The 21,552-nt window shown below is 67.5% G+C and carries 20 protein-coding genes and 1 pseudogene; 14 read left to right on the top strand and 7 right to left on the bottom strand.

Features of this window, described 5'->3' with window-relative positions; translation table 11 throughout:
- Positions 1 to 18: 18 nt before the first annotated feature.
- Entirely contained in the window at positions 19 to 1,380 is a 1,362-nt protein-coding gene (glnT, locus tag AC1DWT_RS12685; protein WP_072937023.1) for a type III glutamate--ammonia ligase, read from the bottom strand.
- Positions 1,381 to 1,425: 45 nt separating this feature from the next.
- Positions 1,426 to 2,619 (bottom strand): NAD(P)/FAD-dependent oxidoreductase, encoded by a 1,194-nt coding sequence (locus AC1DWT_RS12680; RefSeq protein WP_477920793.1) that lies wholly within the window; start codon positions 2,617 to 2,619, stop codon positions 1,426 to 1,428.
- Positions 2,620 to 2,937: 318 nt separating this feature from the next.
- Here AC1DWT_RS12680 and AC1DWT_RS12675 point away from each other — a divergent pair, with 318 nt between their 5' ends.
- The 5 genes and pseudogenes from AC1DWT_RS12675 to AC1DWT_RS12655 form a co-directional block, all read left to right on the top strand.
- Positions 2,938 to 3,321 carry a cupin domain-containing protein gene (locus tag AC1DWT_RS12675; protein ID WP_072937021.1) on the top strand — a complete coding sequence of 128 codons (384 nt, stop codon included), beginning with the start codon at positions 2,938 to 2,940 and terminating at the stop codon, positions 3,319 to 3,321.
- Positions 3,322 to 3,339: 18 nt separating this feature from the next.
- On the top strand, positions 3,340 to 3,879 hold the full coding sequence (locus AC1DWT_RS12670; RefSeq protein WP_477920791.1) for a dimethylamine monooxygenase subunit DmmA family protein: 540 nt from the start codon (positions 3,340 to 3,342) through the stop codon (positions 3,877 to 3,879).
- Positions 3,876 to 4,853, top strand: a complete 978-nt coding sequence (locus tag AC1DWT_RS12665) for a PDR/VanB family oxidoreductase (RefSeq protein ID WP_477920789.1) — start codon at positions 3,876 to 3,878, stop codon at positions 4,851 to 4,853. Before AC1DWT_RS12670 ends, AC1DWT_RS12665 begins: the two co-directional genes overlap by 4 nt.
- Positions 4,850 to 5,839, top strand: a complete 990-nt coding sequence (locus tag AC1DWT_RS12660) for a heme-dependent oxidative N-demethylase family protein (RefSeq protein ID WP_477920787.1) — start codon at positions 4,850 to 4,852, stop codon at positions 5,837 to 5,839. The genes AC1DWT_RS12665 and AC1DWT_RS12660 overlap by 4 nt, the downstream gene beginning before the upstream one ends.
- A pseudogene (locus AC1DWT_RS12655) lies at positions 5,806 to 6,324 on the top strand (TetR/AcrR family transcriptional regulator); the annotation flags it as partial. The gene AC1DWT_RS12660 and the pseudogene AC1DWT_RS12655, both read left to right, overlap by 34 nt.
- 101 nt (positions 6,325 to 6,425) lie before the next feature.
- Here the strand turns inward: AC1DWT_RS12655 and AC1DWT_RS12650 are convergent.
- A complete protein-coding gene (locus AC1DWT_RS12650; RefSeq protein ID WP_477920785.1) occupies positions 6,426 to 6,974 on the bottom strand; it encodes a HutD/Ves family protein in 549 nt (182 codons plus the stop codon).
- 181 nt (positions 6,975 to 7,155) lie between these two features.
- On the opposite strand from AC1DWT_RS12650, the gene AC1DWT_RS12645 reads away from it, so the two are divergent.
- Positions 7,156 to 8,511 carry an ammonium transporter gene (locus AC1DWT_RS12645; protein WP_477920783.1) on the top strand — a complete coding sequence of 452 codons (1,356 nt, stop codon included), beginning with the start codon at positions 7,156 to 7,158 and terminating at the stop codon, positions 8,509 to 8,511.
- 67 nt (positions 8,512 to 8,578) lie between these two features.
- On the opposite strand, the gene AC1DWT_RS12640 is transcribed toward AC1DWT_RS12645, so the two are convergent.
- Both AC1DWT_RS12640 and AC1DWT_RS12635 read right to left on the bottom strand, forming a co-directional pair.
- Positions 8,579 to 9,166 carry a cupin domain-containing protein gene (locus AC1DWT_RS12640; protein WP_477920781.1) on the bottom strand — a complete coding sequence of 196 codons (588 nt, stop codon included), beginning with the start codon at positions 9,164 to 9,166 and terminating at the stop codon, positions 8,579 to 8,581.
- Between the two features lie 82 nt (positions 9,167 to 9,248).
- Positions 9,249 to 9,914, bottom strand: coding sequence for a helix-turn-helix domain-containing protein (locus tag AC1DWT_RS12635; RefSeq protein ID WP_012689757.1), 666 nt, complete (start codon positions 9,912 to 9,914; stop codon positions 9,249 to 9,251).
- Positions 9,915 to 10,085: 171 nt separating this feature from the next.
- On the opposite strand from AC1DWT_RS12635, the gene styD reads away from it, so the two are divergent.
- The 8 genes from styD to AC1DWT_RS12595 all read left to right on the top strand — a co-directional run bounded on the left by styD (position 10,086) and on the right by AC1DWT_RS12595 (position 19,574).
- A complete protein-coding gene (styD, locus tag AC1DWT_RS12630) occupies positions 10,086 to 11,573 on the top strand; it encodes a phenylacetaldehyde dehydrogenase StyD (RefSeq protein ID WP_072937013.1) in 1,488 nt (495 codons plus the stop codon).
- Between the two features lie 40 nt (positions 11,574 to 11,613).
- Entirely contained in the window at positions 11,614 to 12,729 is a 1,116-nt protein-coding gene (locus tag AC1DWT_RS12625) for an NDMA-dependent alcohol dehydrogenase (RefSeq protein WP_009475608.1), read from the top strand.
- A gap of 65 nt (positions 12,730 to 12,794) precedes the next feature.
- Positions 12,795 to 13,115: a DMT family transporter gene (locus tag AC1DWT_RS12620; protein ID WP_072937012.1), complete on the top strand. Its 321-nt coding sequence runs from the start codon at positions 12,795 to 12,797 to the stop codon at positions 13,113 to 13,115.
- 52 nt (positions 13,116 to 13,167) lie between these two features.
- Positions 13,168 to 13,737, top strand: a complete 570-nt coding sequence (locus AC1DWT_RS12615; protein ID WP_072937011.1) for a TetR/AcrR family transcriptional regulator — start codon at positions 13,168 to 13,170, stop codon at positions 13,735 to 13,737.
- Between the two features lie 169 nt (positions 13,738 to 13,906).
- The gene (locus AC1DWT_RS12610) at positions 13,907 to 15,868 is read left to right on the top strand and encodes a primary-amine oxidase (RefSeq protein WP_095862085.1); all 1,962 of its coding nucleotides are present in this window, start codon (positions 13,907 to 13,909) and stop codon (positions 15,866 to 15,868) included.
- A complete protein-coding gene (locus tag AC1DWT_RS12605; protein WP_095862084.1) occupies positions 15,861 to 17,300 on the top strand; it encodes an APC family permease in 1,440 nt (479 codons plus the stop codon). The genes AC1DWT_RS12610 and AC1DWT_RS12605 overlap by 8 nt, the downstream gene beginning before the upstream one ends.
- Positions 17,301 to 17,308: 8 nt before the next feature.
- The gene (locus AC1DWT_RS12600; RefSeq protein ID WP_095862083.1) at positions 17,309 to 17,830 is read left to right on the top strand and encodes a DUF5134 domain-containing protein; all 522 of its coding nucleotides are present in this window, start codon (positions 17,309 to 17,311) and stop codon (positions 17,828 to 17,830) included.
- Between the two features lie 34 nt (positions 17,831 to 17,864).
- Positions 17,865 to 19,574: an amidohydrolase gene (locus AC1DWT_RS12595; RefSeq protein ID WP_477920777.1), complete on the top strand. Its 1,710-nt coding sequence runs from the start codon at positions 17,865 to 17,867 to the stop codon at positions 19,572 to 19,574.
- A 74-nt stretch (positions 19,575 to 19,648) separates the two neighbouring features.
- Here the strand turns inward: AC1DWT_RS12595 and AC1DWT_RS12590 are convergent, their stop codons facing one another.
- Both AC1DWT_RS12590 and AC1DWT_RS12585 read right to left on the bottom strand, forming a co-directional pair.
- Complete coding sequence (locus tag AC1DWT_RS12590; protein WP_083395744.1) at positions 19,649 to 19,918, bottom strand: hypothetical protein; 270 nt, start codon at positions 19,916 to 19,918, stop codon at positions 19,649 to 19,651.
- Positions 19,919 to 20,015: 97 nt separating this feature from the next.
- A complete protein-coding gene (locus AC1DWT_RS12585) occupies positions 20,016 to 21,521 on the bottom strand; it encodes an ATP-binding protein (protein ID WP_477920775.1) in 1,506 nt (501 codons plus the stop codon).
- Between the last annotated feature and the right edge of the window lie 31 nt (positions 21,522 to 21,552).

The following is a 21,552-nucleotide window of genomic DNA, read 5'->3' as shown; positions in this document are numbered from 1 at the left end:
CTCCTTTCGGGAGGTCTGTCAGAACGCTGTCAGGTAGTGGTCGAGTTCCCAGGGGGAAACGGTGTTGTGCCAGGCGAAGAACTCCTCGCGCTTGAGTTTCGCGAAGTACTCGGCGACGCCGGGGCCCGCGACGTCGAGGGCGCCCGTCACGATCGGATCCGATTCCAGTGCGTCCATGGCGTGCAGCAGCGTCATCGGCAGCATGTCGCTGGGGCTGTCGCCGGATCCGGGGGTGCCGGGGTCGAGGTCGCGGGCGATGCCGTCCAGGCCGGCAGCGATCGCGGTGGCGGCCGCGAGGTAGGGGTTGGCGGAGCCGTCGCCGCCGCGCAGTTCCACCCGGTTCTTGTCCGGCACCCGCAGGTAGTGGGTGCGGTCGTTGCCACCGTACGTGGCGTACCGCGGCGACCAGGTGGCGCCGCTGCTCGTCGAGGTGGCGCCGGTTCGCTTGTAGGAGTTGACCGTCGGGGCGATCACGCCCTGCAGAGCGCACGCATGCTCCAGAATGCCGGCGATGAACGCGTACGCGGTCTTCGACAGTCCGAGCCCCTTGGGGTCGTCACCGTCCGGGAACACCGAACCGCCGTCGTTCCACAGCGACAGGTGCAGGTGCATGCCCGACCCGGTGCGGTCGGAGAACGGTTTGGGCATGAACGTGGCCTTCATGCCTCGCTTCTCGGCGATCACCGACAACAGGTACCGGGCGGTGATCACCCGGTCCGAGGTGGTCATCGCGTCGGCGTAGTCGAAGTTCTGCTCGAACTGCCCGTTGCCGTCCTCGTGATCGTTGGCGTAGTTGCCCCACCCGAGCGTGTTCATGGCCTGCGACACCTCGGTGAGATGGTCGTACATCCGGGTGACGTCGCGGGCGTCGTAACACGGCTGACGGCTGACGTCGTCGGTGTCCGCGGTGGTGAGGGGACCGTCGCCGGTGCGGTTGACGAGAAAGTACTCGATCTCCGCCCCGACGTTGACCGACAGGCCGAGTTCGGCCGCCTTCTTCAGGGTCTCCTTCAGGATCACCCGCGGCGCATACGGCCACGGCGTGCCCTCCACGTGGGGGTCGCAGTGCACGATCGCGAGTCCGGGCTTCACGAACGGGATCGGCGTGAACGACGAGACATCGGGCACGGCAACGAGATCGGAATCCTTGGGTTCCTGCCCCATGTGCCCGGCCGCGTAGCCGGCGAAGCCCACGCCGTCGTCCTGAAGTTGCTCGACGGCCTCGATCGGAACGAGTTTGGCGCACGGCTTCCCGGACAGGGTGACGAACAGGGCGAGAATGAAGGTGGTTCCGGTGGCCCGGGCCACCTCGGACAAGGTCTGCGGTGGGGATGTCACGATGTTCTGCGCGGTGAACGCGTCAGCAGTGTCGACAGCCATGGGGAGCTCCTGAACTGGTGGTCTACAGGTGAGGTGGTGTGTGGGTCAGCGCATCTCGCCGGCGCCCTCGTAGGGGTGCAGGCTGAAGAGGAGGTCGCCCTCCTCGAAGCGCGAGTAGCGGAAGTCGGACGGCTCGACGTTCGGGAGGGAGGTCTTGCCGTCGTCGAGCAGCATGTCGGCGACCAGGCGGCCGACCGCGGGCGAGATCTTGAAACCGTGACCGGAGAACCCGGTGGCCAGGAACAGCCCGTCGACGGGCGCGGGTCCGATGATCGGGTTGTAGTCGGGGGTGACATCGTACGCCCCGACATACGAGGACGTGATGCGCGGGTCCGGCATGTCCGGCAGCCGGTTGCCCAGCTTCATGATGTTCTTCTCGATGGTGCTGTCGTCCGCGCGGTTGCTGTACTTGTCGGGGTCGATGTATTCGGGTGCGGCATGGTCGCTGTTCCCGACGAGCAGTTCGCCGTTGGGTTCGCGGCAGATGTACTGCAGTCCGGCGAGGTCCGACAGCACCGGCACCTCCGGCGTGGGTACCCCCTGGTCGATCAGGACGAGTTGCGCGCGTTGGGCTTTCACCGGGATGCCGACGCCGACTCCGGCACCGAGTTCGGGCGCCCACGGGCCGGTCGCGAGGATCACGTGCTCGGCGTGCACCTCGTCGCCGTTACCCAGGGTGACCCCGTAGACGCGGCCGTCGGCGTTCTGCAGCAGTGACGCCACCGGAGTGCTCTGGCGGATCGTGACGCCCAGCTTGCGGGCGGACGCGCCGAATGCCATACCGGCCATGTACGCCTCGCCGCGGCCACCGAGGGGCTCGTACGCGAAGGCGGCGAAATCGTCGAGGTGCAGCCCGGGCCACAGCTCGGCCATCTTGTCGTGGCCGATGTAGTCGACGTCGATGCCGAGTCCCTGCATCATCGCGACGTTCGCCTTGAGCGGGTCGATGTTGTTCTCGCCGACGCCGACCACGTACCCGCACTGACGGAACGCCATGTCGTCGCCGAAGATCTCGGTGGCCCGGGTGAAGATGTCGACGCCGTACCAGGACATCGCCGCCAGCGACGGCGTCCCGTAGTGGCACCGGACCACGCCGGACGACTTGCCGGTCATGCCCGAGCACAAGGTGTCACGCTCGAGCACCAGGACGTCGGTCTCGCCGCGGTCCGCGAGCGACCACGCGATGGCGAGACCCTCGAGTCCTCCACCGACGATCACGAACTTTGCTGTCTCTGTCACGTTGCTTCCTTCATTCGGCCGGACGGTCGGGCTCTGGTGGCTTGAGTAGCGGTTCGTTTCACCTCATGAATCGCTGTTGTTCACTATGAAACAGTTCTACTATGTCCATCGCGTTACGGCAATGTTGTGGCCGAATCACCAAAATCTCCCGCCTAACTGAGGCTTCGGCAGGATAATGCGGTCCTGAACTGCACACTTTCCGGACCGCCGACGAGATTTACGCCGTGGAAATATGCGATGTGGTTTCCTGTTGCTACCCCGAGTTTCACGCAGGGGATTCGCTCTTCATCACCCTCATCGCCTCTCACAGGAGACTCCATGACCACGACCGACAAGCCCACCGCCGTCCCGTTCCGCGTCACCGCCGGATTCCACGAGAACCTGCCGCAGATGCCGGTCGCGGAGTACCCGGGCACCAAGGGATACATCGACGACGTCTTCGCCAACCCGGACGGCTCCGAGATGTCGGCCGGCTACTTCGAACTTCAGCGCACCGACGCCCCGCTCGACTACTACTACGCGTACGACGAGATGAAGGTCGTCCTCGAAGGCGAATTCACCCTGGAGAACCTCGACACCGGCCAGGTCGAGGTGGCGAAGGCGAAGGATGCGATCTTCTTCCCCAAGGGGTCGCGCATCCGCTTCACCACCCCCGACCGCGCGCTGGCCTACTTCGTCGGCCACCGTTCCTTCGCGCCCTGATCTGCGATGGCCGTCTCGATGAGGTCGACGAGCGTCCCACGGTGGCGGTCCGACTACTCGGCCGTCGACGACCTGGCGGCCGGCGCTCTCGTCACCTGCTACGTGCTCGTCTCGGACGGTTCGGTCGGCGCTCGGGCGCCGCGCGAGCTGTCCGAGCGGGTCGCCCCGGTACCGACTCGCACGCTGGCCGTCGAAAACGTGGAGGGATCGGGGCTCGACGACCTGCTGTCCGAAGCGCGAATCGGGTGGCGATTCGTGGTGGCGGGTTCCGAGCGGACGGTGGGGGCGGTGCGCTCCCGCATGATCTCCGCGGGCGCGTTGCCCGCGGAGATCGCCGCCGTGATCAGCGACGGGGACACCGGGGGCCGCGACGTGGACACCGGGGGCCGCGACGTGTACTGCGCGCACTGCCACACGACGTCGCCGAACGTTCCGGTGGCCGTGGGCGGGCAGACGCCGTGCACGGGGTGTTCCGAAGAGCTGACCGTCTACTACCACTTCTCCCGGCGCCACAGCGCGTACCTGGGTTACCGAGCCGATGCGGAGGAACTGCCATGACCATGGTGCTCGAAACGGCTGCGGGCGAGGGTGTTACCGGCGCGCTCGCCCTGATGGTGCGCGAGGTCCGACTACTGTGCCCGGGTGTCCGGCACGTCGTGCTCGCGGACCCGGGCGGCCGCGCGCTGCCGACGTTCACCCCGGGTAGCCATATCGCGGTGAACTGGTCCGAGGGCAGGCACAACTCGTACTCGCTGACGGGGCCGTCGATCGAGCCGGACCACTACGCGATCTCGGTCCGGCTCGACGAGAACGGCCACGGCGGTTCGCTCTGGGTCCACGACCTCCAGCCGGGGCAGACCGTCCGGGTGAGCCGTCCGCGCAGCGCGTTCGCGCCGATCCTCAACGCCCGGCACCACATCCTGGTCGCGGGCGGGATCGGCGTCACCCCCATCCTGTCGCACGTGCGGGCTGCCCTCGAATGGGGTCGTTCGTTCGAGGTGATCTATTCGTTCCGCGACAGTCAGGGGGCGCACGCCGACGAACTGGCGGCGCTGTGCGGCGACCGGCTCGTCACAGTGTCCACCCCCGGGGAACTCGCGGACCGCCTCGTCCCGACGCTGGCCGATCAACCACTCGGCACCCACGTCTACACGTGCGGTCCCGCGCCGATGATCGCCGCGGTCGCCGAGTGGGCCCGCGAATGCGGCTGGCCGCCGGGCCGGGTGCACTCGGAGGCGTTCGGCGCGGGCCCGCTGCCCGATGGAAACCCGTTCGCCGCCAAGCTCGGACGCACCGGGATGATCGTCCCCGTCCCCGCGGGCACCAGCCTTCTCGAAGCCCTGCTGGACAAGGGAATCGCCGTCCCGAATTTGTGCCGCCAGGGGGTGTGCGGCGAATGCCGGCTGTCGGTCCGCGGCGGCGAGGTCGAGCACCGCGACCTGTTCCTCACCGACGAGGAGAAGGCGTCCGGAGATTCGATCATGCCGTGCGTGTCACGGGCCGTAGGAGACCGATTGGAGCTGGAACTGTGACCTCGACCGACTCGCGTACCGCGCGTTTTCCCTTCCCCTTTCCCCGCGACCAGTACCGCTACAGCACCAATGTCGAGCCTGCCGGGAACCCCACCGACACCGTCGCCGGCAGCTGGGGTGATACCCGCATCGCCATCGACGATCATTACCACCGCGAACTCGCCGAGCGCGAACGCATCCTCACCGCGGACCCGTCGCGGCACCAGTGCCTGCCGCACATGGTCCCCGCCGCGTGGGACGCCATGCTCACCCTGATGCGTACCCTCGCCGACGAATACCCCGACACCATGACCCTCGAACGTCGCGGGGACACCTGGTTCTGGCGGAACGACCTCCTCGGGATCGAGCACAGCTTCGTGTTCGGCGACCTCACCACGCTGCCGGCGCCGCCGCTGGTGTACATCTGCGGCCAGATCCAGGAAGACGTCGTGCTCCTCGATCAGCGCGAGGGCGCATTGTGGGGCGATGCCGGACTGGTGACGTTCGCGGCGGACTGGTCCTTCGGATTCGACGTCGGGATGAGCTTCCTCGAGATCCACGGCCCCGTCCCGCGTGTCCACAGCGAGAAGATCATCACCCGCGCCCACAACTTCCTGATGCGGCTCGAACCCGGCCAGAGCTACCGGCGCACCAACTGGACGCTGACCGTCGACGGCAAACTCGACACGTCCACCGAGACCTATCCGGAGTGGGGGAAGGACCGTCGCACCCTCGCCGACGGACCGCTCGCCGAGGTAGGCGACCGACTGTTCCTGAGAACCGAAGTGCAGCACCTGATCCGGCTCGCCCACTCCGGCGCCGTCATGTTCCTCATCCGCACCTACCTGCTTCCGCTCCGCGACGTCGCGTCCGTCCCCGAGTGGGGTGCACGGCTGTACAAGGTCCTCGAGGACCTGCCGGTGGACATGGCCGAGTACAAGGGCATCAGCCGCACCCGGGAACCCGGCATGAGATGGCTTGCCGCCCACGGGGATGTGGAACTGTGACGCTGGCTGACGGGCGGCGGCGGGCAGTCCCCTGCAGCGATCAGGTGGCTCTCGACCTCGTCCTCGCGACAGTCGCCGTGATCGCCCGCGACGGTCTGCGCGGTCTGACGGTCCGGGCCGTCGCCGCGGAGGCGGGCATCACGGACGCGGAAGTCCGGCAGAGTTTCGCGTCGACGGACGCCCTCGTCGACGCCGCACTCCGGTACGCGCTGGACAAGAGCGCGAGCGTCTTCGCCGACATCGCCGACGGGTCGTCACTCGACCACTTCGTCGAGCACCTCACGGACCTCGTCGCCCGCGACCCCGACCTACAGGTCTTCCAGTACGAGCTGATGCTCGAATCCCGGCGAACGCCGCGCCTCGATCCACACGTGAAACTGCTGTACGCCACGTACATCGAGGCGACGTCCCAGGCACTGACCCGCCTGGGCATCACCGCCGACGAAGATCTGACCCTGCTGGTGTACTCGGCGATCGAGGGCTTCATCATGCACCAGCTGGTCGCGAAGGATCGTCCCGCGACCGAGCGCGCCATCGAGCGCCTGCGCCGGATTCTCTCGAAGCGTGCCGGGGCACACTTTGCCGCTCACCTGTCGAGGATCTGGGCGAGAGCGACCGACGCCGGTCCGGACAGGTGGACGGACCCCTGTTCGACGAGCAGGCAGTCGCCGGGTTCGAGAGGCCCGAGGTCCGTCGTGAGGCCTCCGCTCAGGACCAGCAGGAGGACGGCCACCCGCCCGTCCGCGGCTGTCTCGTGCGCCGTCCCGATCTCGACGATCTCCACCGAGGCGGCAGTCGTGGACCGGTGGACCATCACGTTGAACGCCTCGGTCGCCCCGGCCGCCTCGCAGGCGGGGCCGTCCTCACCGGCGAAGGGGGTCGGGCCGAGACGGGCAATCATGGTCGGGCCACCGCCGAAGTCGAGGGACACCGGATGGTCGCCGATCACCGTGAAGATGCGGTCCACCTCGGGGAACGGCGAGAACGTCGAACTCCCGTCGAGCGTCGCGACGCTGAACCGCCACCGGGACGCGGCACCGGCGGCGATCTCCGCGGTCGTCCCCGCACCGTTGGCCCACCGCGTGACGCGACGATCCGCGCGACGGATGAGGCGTGCCTCGCGAGCTGTTGTCACCAGTCCTCCTCACTCATCAAGTTCACTAATAAGATACTTTGTTTCCTGAAACCATACTTAACGCATTCGTCACGCAACGCACTATTTTTGCAATCTCCACTTTGGTTCACTGACGCTAGACATTGATTCCCATCGGCGGACACTGCGAGTGTCCCGCCATCCTCGATCAAGGTGGACGACTATGAACGAAGCAGTCGCTGCGGCCGACACCGCCTGGATTCTGGCGGCCTTCACGGCGGTGAGCCTGATGGTGCCGGGCCTGGCCATGTTCTACGGCGGGATGGTCAGCGTGCGCAACACGCTCAACATGGCCATGATGACGTTCGGCGCGTTCGCCGTCGTCGGCGTGCTGTGGATCGTGTTCGGCTACTCGGCCGTGCTCGGCAATTCCCTCGGCGGCCTCGGCCTCCTGGGCGACCCGCTCGAGTTCTTCGGCTCCAGTGCGCTGCTGGACGCGCCCGCCGAACCCGGACTGCCGCCCGCGCTGGTCTCCGGATTCCAGCTGTTGTTCGCCGGCATCACCGTGGCCCTCATCTCGGGCGCACTGGCCGACCGGATGAAGTTCGGCGCGTGGATGCTGTTCGCCGGACTGTGGGCCACGTTCGTCTACTTCCCCGTCGCCCACTGGGTCTTCGCGTTCGACTCGGAGGACGGATCGGTGATCGGTGGATGGATCGCCAACACCCTCGGCGCCATCGACTTCGCCGGAGGCACGGCGGTGCACATCAATGCCGGCGTTGCCGCCCTCGCCGTCGTCCTGGTTCTCGGGGCCCGCAAGACGTTCCCCGTCTCGCCGCGCCCGCACAGCCTTCCTCTGACGATGCTCGGCGCCGGCATCCTGCTGTTCGGCTGGTTCGGGTTCAACGGCGGCTCGGCACTGTCCGCCGGTAACAGCGCGTCCGTCGTCATCCTCAACACCGTCGCCGCGGCATGCGCAGGCATCTGCGCGTGGCTGGCCGTCGAGAAGCTGCGAGAAGGCCGGGCCACGTCGCTCGGCGCGGCATCCGGGCTGATCGCCGCCCTGGTCGCCATCACGCCCGCCTGCGGCGCCGTCTCCCCCCTCGGCGCACTGGTCGTCGGAGGCGCGGCCGGCGCGGTCTGCTGCTTCGCGGTCTCCTGGAAGTACCGGCTCGGCTACGACGACGCGCTCGACGTCGTCGGCGTGCACCTGGTCGGTGGCATCCTCGGCACCGTTCTGATCGGGTTCCTCGCGGATCCGGCCGCACCCAACGGCGCAGCGGGACTGCTCTACGGCGGCGGCTTCGACGTGCTGTGGCGCCAATGTGTCGCCGTGGCAGCCGTTCTCGCCTACTGCTTCGTTGTCACCCTGGTGATCGCCGCGGCACTGAAGAAGTTCATGGGCATCCGGGCCGACCAGGACAGCGAATACGACGGCCTCGACGTGTCCGTCCACGGTGAGACGGCCTACGTGCTCGACGCCGTCGGCCTCACCGGAGCATCCAAGCACGGCGCAGACGCGGTGCTCGGTGCGGAAGCCATCGCCGCGGAAGCGGTGGGAGACCCCGCGAAGGCCTGATCCAGCGCCACACAGACCAGGCCCTGTCCGCAGCATTCCGCGGGCAGGGCCCTGCCTTCGTCGCCGACTACGTCAGGCTCTGAGCCAGACTCCGAAGCCTGTCGCTGTAGTTGTTCGGCTGGGCGGACAGGAACTGGGTCAGCACGATTCGATCGAATTCCTCCATCGCGGCCGAATCACCGGTGATTGCTGCATGATTCGCGACTTCGCGTTCGAGCAGTTCGACCGCCTCACGCCACCCGCGCACAGCGGGACTTCCGAGTTCCATCTGCGGCTCGAATCGCAGGGGTTGATTGAGTGGACTCCCGAGAATTTCCTGCAGGTGCTCTTCGAGGGTGCCGCGCGCCAGTCGGATGATCAGCTGAGACTGCCCCTCGTGCCACTCCATGCTTGCTGGGCGTCCCGGCGACAGAATCGACGCGACCGACATGGTCGAGTCGAACTCTTCTGCGCCACAGGTAATTCTGGCCGTTCCCGACAGCGGGATCTGAACGACGTAGAAGTCGCCGTGATCATCCGCGTTCATCCGCGCATCGGTGCCGTAATCGAAATAGTAGAGCCCGATCGCGCCCGCGGTGGCCAGGTAGACCGGCTCGGCAGGATCGAAGGGCAGCGCCGCTTTTCCACCGGACGCTATCTGAACTGTCGCCAACATTGCTACCACGACCTTTCGAACCACCCGCCACTCTACGCCCGGCACCCGGCGTGGAGGAAGGACGAAAACGCGGTCGGAGGAGTCACTCCTCGTGATGGTCCGGGTACGCGGTGACGGCGAGGAACCGGATGGGCAACCGCACAAGGTCGTTGGGACCGTGCAGGCCCTCGCCGTCGAGGAGCAGCGAGTCCCCCGGTCGCAGCGTGTACTCGGCCTCGCCGTGCCCGTAGACCATGACGCCCTCGAGCATGTAGAGCAGTTCGGTGCCCGCGTGYTGGAACAGCGGAAACGTCTCGCTGGCGTCGGTGAGCGTGACCAGCACCGGTTCGAGTCGCTTGTGCTGCCCGCGCAGGGCGCCGAGGAGTTCGTAGTGGTGCCCCACCCGGGTGCCGCGTCCGACGATGACCGCGCCGTGGCCCGCCTCGACGTATACAGCGTCGCGGGCGGTGTCGGCACCCCGGAACAGGGAGGTCACCGGCACGTCGAGTCCGGCGGCGAGACGCGCCAGTGTCGACAGACTGCACGAGGTCTGCGAGTTCTCGATCTTCGACAGCATCGCCTTGGAGATCCCCACCTTGGCTGCCATGTCCCCGACGGACAGCCCGCTGGCCTTGCGGAGCGCCCGGACCTGCCTGGCGATCACCTTCTCGAGATCGGGCCCGGTCGGCGTGTCGGACGGCACCTCCCGCTCGACGGGCGCGGGGTCTCCCGTGTCGCGGTGAACCTCGGTCTCGGGTCGAGTCGTCACGTCCGCATCGTAACAGCGCTGTTTACTGTCAGGAAACCGCGACTCAGCGGCCCCGGACGTCGAATCGGTGCGCATACGAGCAACAAGCATGCGCGTGCGTGCAAGACGACGCCACCCCCTCGCCCGCATGCTTGTGACAGCCATCACAACACCACCGGGAGAGTTGACGCCATGACCGCAGTACACGAGAACGTCAGTGCCACAGGGCTTCCTGATGGAACCGCCACGCAGCTGTTCATCGGCGGGCAGTGGCGTCCGGCGTCCGACGGCGGAACGTTCACGGACCTGAACCCGGCCACCGGACGCCCCCTCGTCGACGTGTCCGCCGGAACCGGGCAGGACATCGACGACGCCGTCCGGGCCGCCCGCACCCAGCTGAACGGTGAATGGGGATCGCTGCCCGGTGCCGCCCGCGGACGGATCCTGAACAAGGTCGCCGATCTCATCGAGCGCGACGGCGAGATCCTCGCCCGGCTCGAGGCCCTCGACGTCGGCAAGCCCGTCGGCCAGCCCACGATGCTCGACATCCCGATGGCCGCGGGCACGTTCCGGCACTTCGCCGGCTGGGCCGACAAGATCACCGGCCAGTCCATCCCGACCGCCGGCTACTTCGGTCAGCCCACCCACTCGTACACCGTCCGTGAACCGGTCGGCGTGATCGGCGCGATCGTCCCGTGGAACACCCCGCTGATGATCTCGGCGTGGAAGATCGCCCCGGCGCTGGCCGCCGGGAACACCCTGGTGGTGAAGCCACCGGAGGACGCACCGCTGTCGATCCTGCACCTCGCGACGCTCCTCGAGGAGGCCGGACTGCCCGCGGGCACCGTCAACGTCGTGCCCGGCCTCGGCGAGATCGCCGGCGACGCACTCGCCGCCCACCCCGGCGTCGACAAGATCAGCTTCACAGGCAGCCCCCGCGTCGGCCGGATCATCGCCAAGCGCGCCGCCGACACGTTCAAGCGCACCACCCTCGAACTGGGCGGCAAGTCCCCGCAGATCATCCTCCCGGACGCCGACCTCGAGGCCGCCATCAACGGCACCGCCATGGGACTGTTCTTCAACCAGGGCGAGGTCTGCGCCGCGGGCACCCGCATCCTGGTGCACCGGTCGCTGTACTCGCAGGTCGTCGACGGTCTCGCCGCCGCCGCGTCCGCCCAGGTCCTCGGCGACCCGTTCGACCCGGCCACCACGATGGGCGCCCTGGTCAACGCGAAGCAGCGCGACACCGTCCTCGACTACATCGCGGCCGGACGCAGCGAGGGCGCCCGCGTCGCCGCCGGCGGTGGCCGCCCGGACGGGGACGGGTTCTTCGTCCAGCCGACCATCTTCGCGGACGCGAACAACGACATGAAGATCGCGCGGGAGGAGATCTTCGGACCCGTCGGCACCGTCATCGCGTTCGACACCACCGACGAGGCGATCGCGATCGCCAACGCCACCGACTACGGGCTCGCCGCCTCGATCTGGACGCGCGACGTCTCCCACGCCCACACCCTCGCCGGCAAGGTCCGGGCCGGAGCGGTGGCGGTGAACGGCTGGGCACCCATCGATCCCGCCCTGCCCTGGGGCGGCATGAAGACCAGTGGCACCGGACGCGAACTCGGCTGGGCCGGAATCGAAGCCAACACCGAGGAGAAGGTCGTCACCATCATTCTCTGATCCCGTACACCATCGACGTCGTCGGACAGGAGCAGGAAACATGAAGACCCAGGCCGCTGTGTTGTGGGAGCCCGGTCAGCCGTGGCAGATCGAAGAACTGGAACTCGACCCGCCGAAGCACGGGGAGGTGCTGCTGCAGTTGGCGGCGTCGGGGATGTGCCATTCGGACGAACACGTCCGGGACGGCAGCCTGCCGCTCGAGTACTACCCGTTCATCGGTGGGCACGAGGGCGCCGGTGTCGTGCTCGAGGTCGGGCCGGGGGTCACCAGCGTCGAGAAGGGCGATCACGTCGCACTCGGATTCATCCCCGCGTGCGGGCGGTGCCGGCAGTGCGCGACTGGACAGTCCAGCATCTGCGACCTGGGTGCTCACCTGCTCGAAGGATGGCAGATCTCGGACGGCACGGCGCGGCACCACGTTCGCGGCAAGGACGCTGCCATCCAGTGCCTGATCGGGACGTTCTCGCCGTACACGGTGGTCAACGAGGCCTCGTGCGTCAAGATCACGAAGGACATCCCGCTCGACAAGGCGGCGCTGGTCGGCTGCGGCGTCACGACCGGCTGGGGGTCGTCGGTGTACGCCGCCGGCGTCCAGGCCGGTGAGACCGTCGTGGTGATCGGCATGGGCGGCGTCGGGTGCGGGGCGGTTCAGGGCGCGGCGCTCGCCGGTGCCCGGCACGTCGTGGTCGTCGACCCCTCGGAGTTCAAGCGGGAGCAGGCCAAGATCTTCGGCGCGACCCACACCGCGGCGAGCATCGACGAGGCGCTCCCCCTCCTCCAGGACCTGACGTGGGGCCAGTTGGCCGACAAGGTGCTCATCACCGTCGCGAATGCGAGTGGCCGCATCATCGCTCCGGCGATGAGCCTGGTGGCGAAGGGCGGCACGTGCGTCCACGTGTCGGTCGGCGACGTCACGCAGAACGACGTCGACCTGAACCTGTTCGATCTGACGGCGATGCGCAAGACACTCAAGGGGGCGTGGTTCGGCAACGCGAACATCCGGTTCGACATCCCTCATCTGCTCCGCCTGTACATGGAGGGTCAGCTGAAGCTCGACGAGATGATCACGAGGACATACACACTCGACCAGATCAACGACGGCTACGAGGCCATGCGGAAGGCCGAGAACGTCCGCGGCGTCATCATGTACTCGTAGACGGCACCGTCGGGAGCGGTGGGGCGCTGCACGCCTCACCGCTCCCGGCATGGTTCCCTGTCCCCATGCCGTACGTGTTCCTGCTCGCCGCGATCGCCGCCGAGGTGTTCGGCACGAGCCTGCTGAAGTCCACCGAGGGTTTCACCCGGCTGTGGCCGACGGTCGGGTGCCTGGCCGGGTACGTCGTCGCGTTCCTGTTCCTGTCGCAGGCGGTCAAGACGGTGCCGGTCGGGATCGCCTACGCCATGTGGTCGGGGCTCGGGACGGCGGCGATCGTCGCGATCGGGGCCGCATTCCTCGGTGAACCGCTGACCGCGACGAAGATCTTCGGACTGGGTCTCGTCGTCTCCGGAGTGGTCGTGCTCAATCTCGGCGGAGCTCATTGATACCGTGGTCGCATGATCGCTGGTGGAGCAGGTACACGTCGTGCCTAAGCTCGTGGATCACGACGAGCGTCGGCGAAGCATCACCGCCGCCGCCTGGCGGCTGATCGCCGCCCGCGGTATCGAGGCCGCGAACATGCGCGACATCGCCACCGAGGCCGGGTACACCAACGGCGCCCTGAGCCACTACTTCGCCGGCAAGGACGAGATCCTCCGGACGTCGTACGAGCACATCTCCGAGGCCACCGATCGCCGGATCACCGAGGCGCTCGGCGACGCGACCGGCCTCGACGCCCTGCGCATCCTGTGCCGCGAGGTGATGCCGATCAACGAGGAGAAGCTCCTCGAGGCCCGGATCGCCGCCTCCCTGTGGCCGCGGGCCATGTACGACGAGCAGATGGCCGCGACCAACCGGCGGACGATGGACCGCTGGCGCGCGCAGATGGCGATCTTCCTCGAGCAGGCCCGCGAGGAGGGCACCGTCGGCGACATCGACGTCACCATCGTGGTGGAGCAACTGCTCAACATGATGATGGGCATGCAGATTCTGGGTGTCCTCACGCCGGGCGAGACGTCGTCGGAGCGTCAGTTGGAGATGCTCGAGCGGTTCGTCACCACGCTCTGAGTTTTCGTACGCTCGTCCAATTCCGTTGCTGCGGAATCCGTTAGCGCACCTTTGACCGGACGCCCAGTATGTCCGGGTCGGAAACTCACTGTTTACACGAGGGCACCTCGGCTGTAACGTACGTCACTAAGCTTTTTATTCAACACCCGTAGAACCAAAGGATCGCGACATGCCCACCCTTTCCCCTGCGCGTATCGACCACCCGCTGTCGCTGCCGACCGTCGAAGAGATCGCATCGCTCCGCGAGATCCTCGAGGCCGCCGACGCGCTGACCGAGCAGACGAGATTCGTCTACGTCGGCCTCGAGGAACCGGACAAGTCGACCCTGTACCCGGCCGAGACCAACGAGACCGATCGCCGATTCCGCGTTCTGCTGCACGACATCTCGTCCCCGAACGCCGTGGATGTCGTGGTGTCCGTGACCCGGCGGTCGGTGATCAGCTCGGTCACCCTCGACGCCACCCGGGACGGTCAGATGCCGGTCCTGGACGAGGAATTCGAACTCGTCGAGCAGGTATTGTCCGCCGACGAACGCTGGCTCGCCGCACTTGCCACGCGCGGACTCGACGTCGCCGACGTCCGGGTCGCTCCCCTCTCGGCCGGCGTCTTCGACTACCCCGGCGAGACCGGCAAGCGGATCCTCCGCGGGCTCGCGTTCCGCCAGGACCACCCGAAGGACCACGCCTGGGCTCACCCGATCGACGGGCTCGTCGGCTTCGTCGACGTCATGAACCGGACCGTCACCGACGTCCTCGACCTCGGCGCCGTCCCGATCCCCGAGGAGTCGGGCAACTTCGACGACCTCGCCGTCACCGGCCCGCTGCGCACCACCCAGAAGCCGATCGAGATCACCCAGCCCGAGGGCCCCAGCTTCGTCGTCGACGGCAACCGCGTCGACTGGGAGAAGTGGTCGTTCCGCGTCGGCTTCGACGCCCGCGAGGGACTTGTCCTCCATCAGCTCGGATTCGCCGACGGCGACCGGGTTCGCCCGATCATCCACCGCGCGTCCATCGCCGAGATGGTCGTGCCCTACGGCGACCCCTCGCCGGTCCGGTCGTGGCAGAACTACTTCGACACCGGCGAGTACATGGTCGGTCGCTACGCGAACGCCCTCGAACTCGGCTGCGACTGCGTCGGCGACATCACCTACTTCGACGCCGTCATCGCCGACGAGTTCGGCAGCCCCAAGACGCTGAAGAACGCGGTGTGCATGCACGAGGAAGACTTCGGCGTGCTGTGGAAGCACACCGACCTGTGGGCCGGCTCGGCCGAGACGCGCCGCCAGCGCCGCCTGGTCGTCTCCTTCTTCACCACGATCGGCAACTACGACTACGGCTTCTTCTGGTACCTCTACCTCGACGGCACCATCGAGTTCGAGGTCAAGGCCACCGGCGTCGTCTTCACGTCGGGACACCCGGGCGGCGACTACCCGTACGCCTCCGAGATCGCCCCCGGTCTCGGCGCCCCGTACCACCAGCACCTGTTCAGCGCCCGCCTCGACATGATGATCGACGGCGACCGCAACTCCGTCGAGGAAGTGCAGACCAAGCGGGTGAAGATGGGCCCCGGGAACCTGCACGGCAATGCGTTCACCCTCGAGCGCACACCGCTGACGAAGGAATCCGAGGCTCAGCGCCTCGCGGACAACAGCGTCGGACGCGTGTGGCACATCAGCAACCCGAACAAGCTGAACCGTCTGGGCAAGCCGGTGGCGTACGCACTGCACCCGGAGGGGCAGCCGATCCTGCTGGCCGACGACGACTCCTCGATCGCTGCGCGGGCGACGTTCGCCACCAAGCACCTGTGGGTCACCCAGTTCGACGAGAAGGAACGGTACGCGGCAGGCGATTTCGTGAACCAGCACGCCGGCGGCGCAGGACTGCCCAGCTTCGTGGCCGGCGACCGCGATCTGGAGAACGAGGACCTCGTCGTGTGGCACACGTTCGGCCTCACCCACTTCCCGCGCCCGGAGGACTGGCCGATCATGCCCGTCGACTACACCGGATTCACGTTGAAGCCCAACGGTTTCTTCGACCGCAACCCCTCTCTCGATGTGCCCCGCACGACGTCGAAGCACTGCTCGACCGGAGGCAGCAGCAGCTGCCACTCGGACGGAGGCACTCATGTCTGACACCACCACGGGTTCCGGACCCGGCAAGCTGCGCGGATCCATCGGCGTCGTCGGGATCGTCTTCCTCGTCATCGCCGCCGCCGCTCCCCTCACGGCGATCGGCGGCGCCCTGCCCGTCATGATCGCGATCGGCAACGGCGCGGGCGCCCCGACCGCCTACCTCATCGCCGCGCTGGTCCTGCTCGTCTTCAGCGTCGGATACGCGGCGATGAGCAGCCACATGGTCGACACCGGCGCGTTCTACGCCTACGTCGCCAAGGGTCTCGGCGAATCCTGCGGACTCGGGGCCGCCGGTCTCGCTCTGCTGACCTACACCGCCATCCAGGCCGCCGTCTACGGCCTGGCCGCCGCGACCATTCAGGGCCTCGTCGTCCAGTACGGCGGACCCGACCTGCCCTGGTGGATGTGGGCGCTCGTCCTCATCGCGCTGGTGGCCGTGCTCGGGTACCGCAGCATCGATCTGGGCGCCAAGGTGCTCGGCGTTCTCCTCGTCCTCGAAATCGGCATCATCCTCGCGCTGTCGTTCGGCGTCCTGGTGAAGGGCGGAGCCGCGGGCATCGACTTCGCGTCGTTCACCCCGACGTCGTTCTTCAGCGGATCACCGGGTGTCGCTTTGATGTTCGCGATCGCGTCGTTCATCGGATTCGAGGCCACCGCGATCTACGGCGAGGAGGCCCGCAACCCCCGGCGCACGATCCCGATCGCGACGTACGCCGCCGTCATCGTCATCGGACTGGTGTACGCCCTGGCCAGCTGGGCCGTGGTGCTCGCGTTCGGCAGCGACAACGTGTCCGACGCGGCCGCCGCCGACCCTGCCGGGCTGACGTTCGCCGCCGCCGCGCAGTTCCTGGGCGGACCCGCCGCCGACGTCATGGCGATCATGCTCGTCACGAGTCTGTTCGCCGCGCTGCTGGCGTTCCACAACGCCATCTCCCGGTACGTGTTCGCCCTCGCCCGCAAGGGTGCGGCCCCGCGGGCACTGGCCCGCACCCACCCCAAGCACGGTTCCCCGCACGTCGGCTCGATCGCCCAGACGATCTCCGCGACGGTGGTCGTCGGGGTGTTCGCACTCGCCGGCGCGGACCCGGTGCTGCAACTGTTCACCTGGATGGCGGGTCTGGCCACCGTGAGCATCCTGGTGCTGATGGTGCTCACCAGCGTCGCGATCATCGCGTTCTTCGCCCGCACCCGGCTGGACACCCGACTCTGGCACACCCGCATCGCCCCCGTGCTCGGATGCGTGGGTCTGGTGGCCGTCACCTGGTTGGTGCTCGACAACTTCACCACCCTGATCGGCGGGTCGGAACTGCTCGCGGACATCCTGCTCGCCGTGATCGCACTGTTCTTCGTCGCCGGACTGGTCGTCGCCCGGGTCACCCGGCAGAGCCGGGCATATGTCGGACAGAGCCGCGAACTCACCCCGACGATCTGAGTCCGACGATGTTCGAGATCCCTGCCGTGCATGCGGCGATGTTCATCGGAGCGGTCGGGGCCCTCGTCCCGATGTGGCGGGCACACGGAACGGACTGCCGGGTCCAGATTGCGCACGGTGCGATGGCGCTGTCCATGATCGCGATGATGATCCCCGGTGTGCCGGCGGGAATTCACCTGCTGGGGGGCGCCGTCCTCATCGCCCTCGCCGTGTTCGTCACCGGCGAGACCATGCACCGCCGGACCGCCGTTCCCTGCGCGGTCGACCTCACGGCGATGGGGGTGCTGCTGCTCCTGGCGCCGATGTCCGCTCCCGCTCCGGCGGCGTCGGCGCCGGCACCCTCCGGCCACCATCACGGTGGCGCAGGAATCTCGACCGGCTGGCTTCCCCTCGTGGTGCTCGTGTGCTGGGCACTGCTGACCCTGTATCTCTTCCGCTCCACCCCGCGCCGCGAGCGCCGTTCCGGCGTCAAGACCGCGGCGGCGGGTTCCGCACTGATGATCCTGGGCATGGCCCCGATGGCCGTCTGACCGCCCTCCCACCGACAGCACCCTGGAGGAACCGATGAGTTACGCCGATGCCGTCTACACCCGCGGCAAGGTCTTCACCGTCGACGAGGACTTCACGATCGCCACCGCCCTCGCGGTCCGCGACGGACTCGTCCACGCGGTGGGCACCGACGCCGAGATCGAAACCCTGATCGGACCGGACACGGTGGTCACGGATCTCGATGGGAGGACGATCCTCCCAGGAATCAACGATTCGCACCTGCACGCCATCGCCTACGGACTCGACACGCCGCCGCTGTCGCTCGACGTGTCGTTCCCGGCCGTCCGGTCGATCGCCGACGTCCGCGAACTCGTGCGGGAGGCCGCCTCGGCAGCCGAGGACGGCGCCTGGATCATTGGAACGGGCTGGGACGACGGCTATCTCGACGAATGCCTCACCGAGGACGGGCGGACACCGACCCGTTGGGACCTCGACGAGGTGTCCCCGAACAATCCCGTGTTCCTGCAGGACTTCTCCCGGCACACATCGTGGGTGAACAGCGCGGCGCTTGCCCTCGCCGCGGTGGACGAGACGATCCCGTTGCCGCCCGGCAGCCTCATGCCCACCGGCGAGGACGGCCTGCTGACCGGCATCGTCATGGAGGGAGCGCAGGCCCTCGTGCAGCGGGTTCTGCCGACCCTCACCCGGGAGCGCCGGGAGGAAGCACTCCGCTCGGCGATCTCGATCCTGCAGAGCGAAGGGATCACCAGCTTCACCGACCCCGCGATCGGCCCCGGCGGCGAAGCCCTCGCCGGCGGTGCGATGGGCGCCGAGGGCCTGTCGGTGTACGCCGACCTCGCCCGCCGCGGAGAACTAGGCGCCCGCGTCAACCTGCTCCTCCTGCCCACCGGAATGTCCGGTTCCGCCGAGGATTTCGGGAAGAACCTCGCCGACATCGAGGTCCCGGACACGGTGGACCCGCGGATGTTCCGGGTTCTCGGGGTGAAGGTGTTCGCCGACGGCATCCCGCCGAGCAAGACTGCGTGGATGCACGAGGAGTATGTCGGCGGCGGCTGCGGCTCCCTGTGCGTCGGCGGCGACACCGACGAGCGGCAGGTGTACGAGGTGACCGAAATGGTCCGCATCGGTCACGAAGCCGGCTACCAGATCGGTGTGCACGTCACCGGCGACCGTGCCATCGACACCGTCGCCGAGGCGATCATCGCCGCACAGATCGCGCACCCCCGCGACGATGCCCGGCACTACCTGATCCACGGCGACTTCATCAGCGAAGCCACCCTGAAGCGACTGGCCGAGAACGATATCGGCGTCAACATGAACCCGACGATCAAGTGGACGATCGCCGACCTCGAGGTGGGGGTGGTCGGGACCGAACGCGCCGCCTACGAGTGGCCGTACCGCAGCGCCGTCGAATCCGGGGTGCACCTGATGAGCAGTTCCGACGCACCGGTCACACCACCCGATTGGCGCCAGGGCATCTCGACGATGATCCTGCGGGAAAGCAAGGCCAGTGGCGCGGTGAGCGGACCCGACCAGACCATCGGGCTCGCCGACGCCGTCCGGACCTATACGATCAATGCGGCCTGGCAGGATTTCGCCGAGGACTGGAAGGGATCACTCGAGGTCGGCAAGGTGGCCGACCTGTGCATCCTCGACGGCGACCTCGAGACCATCGATCCGCACGACATACCCGCGATGCAGGTCGTCACGACCGTGCTGGGTGGGAAGGTCGTGTTCGAGCGCGTGACGGAGAGTGTCGCGTAGGCCCGACACCGCTACATCCGAACGGCCGGTTCACCACTGCTGTGGGCGAACCGGCCGTTCGGCGTCCGGGCACGTCACTGCGCCCAGGCCGCCTCCGCGATCCAGTACTCGCTTCCGTCGGCGCTGATTCCGCGTTGCCAATCGGTGGTCCGCCGCAGGTTCGGCTCGACGCGCGCGGTGGCTACGTCGGCGCCGTCCGGTCCGTCCTCCCTCACCTGCCAGTGCACCCAGTTCACTTCGTTGCCGTGCTCGTCGTGCACGAACAGGTCGACGTGATGCCAGCCGTAGCGGTGGGTGTCGGCGTAACAGGTCAGGAATGTGCGGTGGTGATGCGAATAGTCCACGAGGTACCTCCGGGGCCGCGGTGGTTTTCCCATAACGCTAGAACCGGATCGTGCTCAACGGAATCCAAGAAACCTTTACCCTGTGAGTGTTGGTCGCTCAGCGGTTCGGGTCGACCGGCAGCGTGAACGTGAAGACCGCCCCGTGCGGATCGTTCTCGCGTGCGGTGATCGTCCCGCCCTGGCGGGTGATGATGCGGTGGCTCAGCGCAAGTCCGATTCCGTGGCCCGTGGACTTCGACGTGAACGCGCCGTCGAAGATTCGGCCGTCCGGGACGTGCGAGAGACCCTTGCCGTGGTCCTCGACGCTCACGACGCCCTCCGTCTCGGTGACGTCCGTGCGTACCGTCACGATGCGGTCGGCTGCCGGCCATTCCGCCATCTCGTCGATGGCGTTGAAACACAGGTTCAGGATGACCTGCCCGGTGAGCACACGTTCGCACACGACGGCAACCGTGTCGTGCGCCCGGAGGTACTCGACGTGAACACCCTTCTGCCGCGCGCGGATGTCGACGAAATACGCACATTCGTCCACGATGTCGTTGAGGTCGACGATCTGCTGGGACTCCTCGAGTTGTGTCACGTATTCGCGCAGGCTCCGGACGATCTGATTGGCCCGGTCGATCTGCTTGCGCGCCTCCCCGAGGCCCCAGCTCACCTCGTCGTGACTGCTGTGCCCGTCACCGAGGCGGCTCTGCGTTCCAGCGATGAAGTTGGTGGCGGCCGCGAGCGGCTGGGCCAACTCGTGCGCGATGGCCATGGCCATGTCGCCCATCGCGTTGTAGCGGGCCAGATAGTTGAGGTACTGCGAGTCCCGTTCGTGCTCCTGTTCGGTGCGGACGTGCTCGGTGACGTCGTGGAAGAGCAGCAGGTGCCCGCTCAGATCATTCTCGATCGCGATGTGCTGGCAGCTTCCCGCGTGCCACCGGCGCTCCTCGGACATCAATTCCACCTCGTAGCGCAGGCTCTGGGAACCCCCGTCGGCGGTGGTCAGGTCCAGGGCCCGGCGCACGCTCTCCCGTGACTGCCCCGCCCGGCAGAACTCCGTGAAGCGTTCGCCGACAAGCGATGCCACCGGGACCTTCAGGAGTTCCGACGCCGCCTCGCTCGCATACGTGATGCGGCTGTCGTCGTCGAGGACCAGGATGCCCTCGGCCATGTTCCGCAGGAACGCGGCCAGGCGGGCCTCGGTGCGGCTGAGATCGGCCTCGGTGCGCGTGAGGTCGCGGCGCATCGACGTTTCCTGCTCGATGTCGCGGAACTGCACCATCACCACGGTCCGGGAGCACAGCTCGACCCGGATCGCGATCGCCTCCGTCAGGACCTCTCGCCCGCTCTTCGCGCGATACGCCCATTCGGTGACCGCCGCCCCGTTGTCGACGGCCTCCTGCAGCCACCGCCGTCCCACCGACCGGCGGTAGCGCTTCGCCGGGGAACTCATGTCGGGGGCCTTGAGCGGTTTGAGCTCCTCGACCGTGAACTCGAGTAGTTCCGACGCAGCCCTGTTGGCCCAGAGGATGTCCTTGGTCGCCGCATCATGGACCAGGACGCAGTAGCGGAGCGACTCGACGAGTTGTTCGTAGTCGGACGGCGCGAGATCGGACAATGCGGCCTCCTTGGGCTCACGTCGAGTCTAC

It is taken from the genome of Rhodococcus sp. P4_B6, from assembly GCF_056402215.1.
Note: the sequence above shows the minus strand (reverse complement) of the source record. Positions and strands in the feature narration are given on the sequence as shown.

What these genes read in the sequence shown, in the direction of transcription:
- AC1DWT_RS12595 (WP_477920777.1), top strand. Translation starts at nt 17,865, where the DNA reads ATGAGTTACGCCGATGCCGTCTACACCCGCGGCAAGGTCTTCACCGTC.
- AC1DWT_RS12645 (WP_477920783.1), top strand. Translation starts at nt 7,156, where the DNA reads ATGAACGAAGCAGTCGCTGCGGCCGACACCGCCTGGATTCTGGCGGCC.
- AC1DWT_RS12665 (WP_477920789.1), top strand. Translation starts at nt 3,876, where the DNA reads ATGACCATGGTGCTCGAAACGGCTGCGGGCGAGGGTGTTACCGGCGCG.
- AC1DWT_RS12605 (WP_095862084.1), top strand. Translation starts at nt 15,861, where the DNA reads ATGTCTGACACCACCACGGGTTCCGGACCCGGCAAGCTGCGCGGATCC.
- styD (WP_072937013.1), top strand. Translation starts at nt 10,086, where the DNA reads ATGACCGCAGTACACGAGAACGTCAGTGCCACAGGGCTTCCTGATGGA.
- AC1DWT_RS12610 (WP_095862085.1), top strand. Translation starts at nt 13,907, where the DNA reads ATGCCCACCCTTTCCCCTGCGCGTATCGACCACCCGCTGTCGCTGCCG.
- AC1DWT_RS12670 (WP_477920791.1), top strand. Translation starts at nt 3,340, where the DNA reads ATGAGGTCGACGAGCGTCCCACGGTGGCGGTCCGACTACTCGGCCGTC.
- AC1DWT_RS12640 (WP_477920781.1), bottom strand. Translation starts at nt 9,166, where the DNA reads ATGTTGGCGACAGTTCAGATAGCGTCCGGTGGAAAAGCGGCGCTGCCC.
- AC1DWT_RS12675 (WP_072937021.1), top strand. Translation starts at nt 2,938, where the DNA reads ATGACCACGACCGACAAGCCCACCGCCGTCCCGTTCCGCGTCACCGCC.
- AC1DWT_RS12600 (WP_095862083.1), top strand. Translation starts at nt 17,309, where the DNA reads ATGTTCGAGATCCCTGCCGTGCATGCGGCGATGTTCATCGGAGCGGTC.
- glnT (WP_072937023.1), bottom strand. Translation starts at nt 1,380, where the DNA reads ATGGCTGTCGACACTGCTGACGCGTTCACCGCGCAGAACATCGTGACA.
- AC1DWT_RS12625 (WP_009475608.1), top strand. Translation starts at nt 11,614, where the DNA reads ATGAAGACCCAGGCCGCTGTGTTGTGGGAGCCCGGTCAGCCGTGGCAG.
- AC1DWT_RS12620 (WP_072937012.1), top strand. Translation starts at nt 12,795, where the DNA reads ATGCCGTACGTGTTCCTGCTCGCCGCGATCGCCGCCGAGGTGTTCGGC.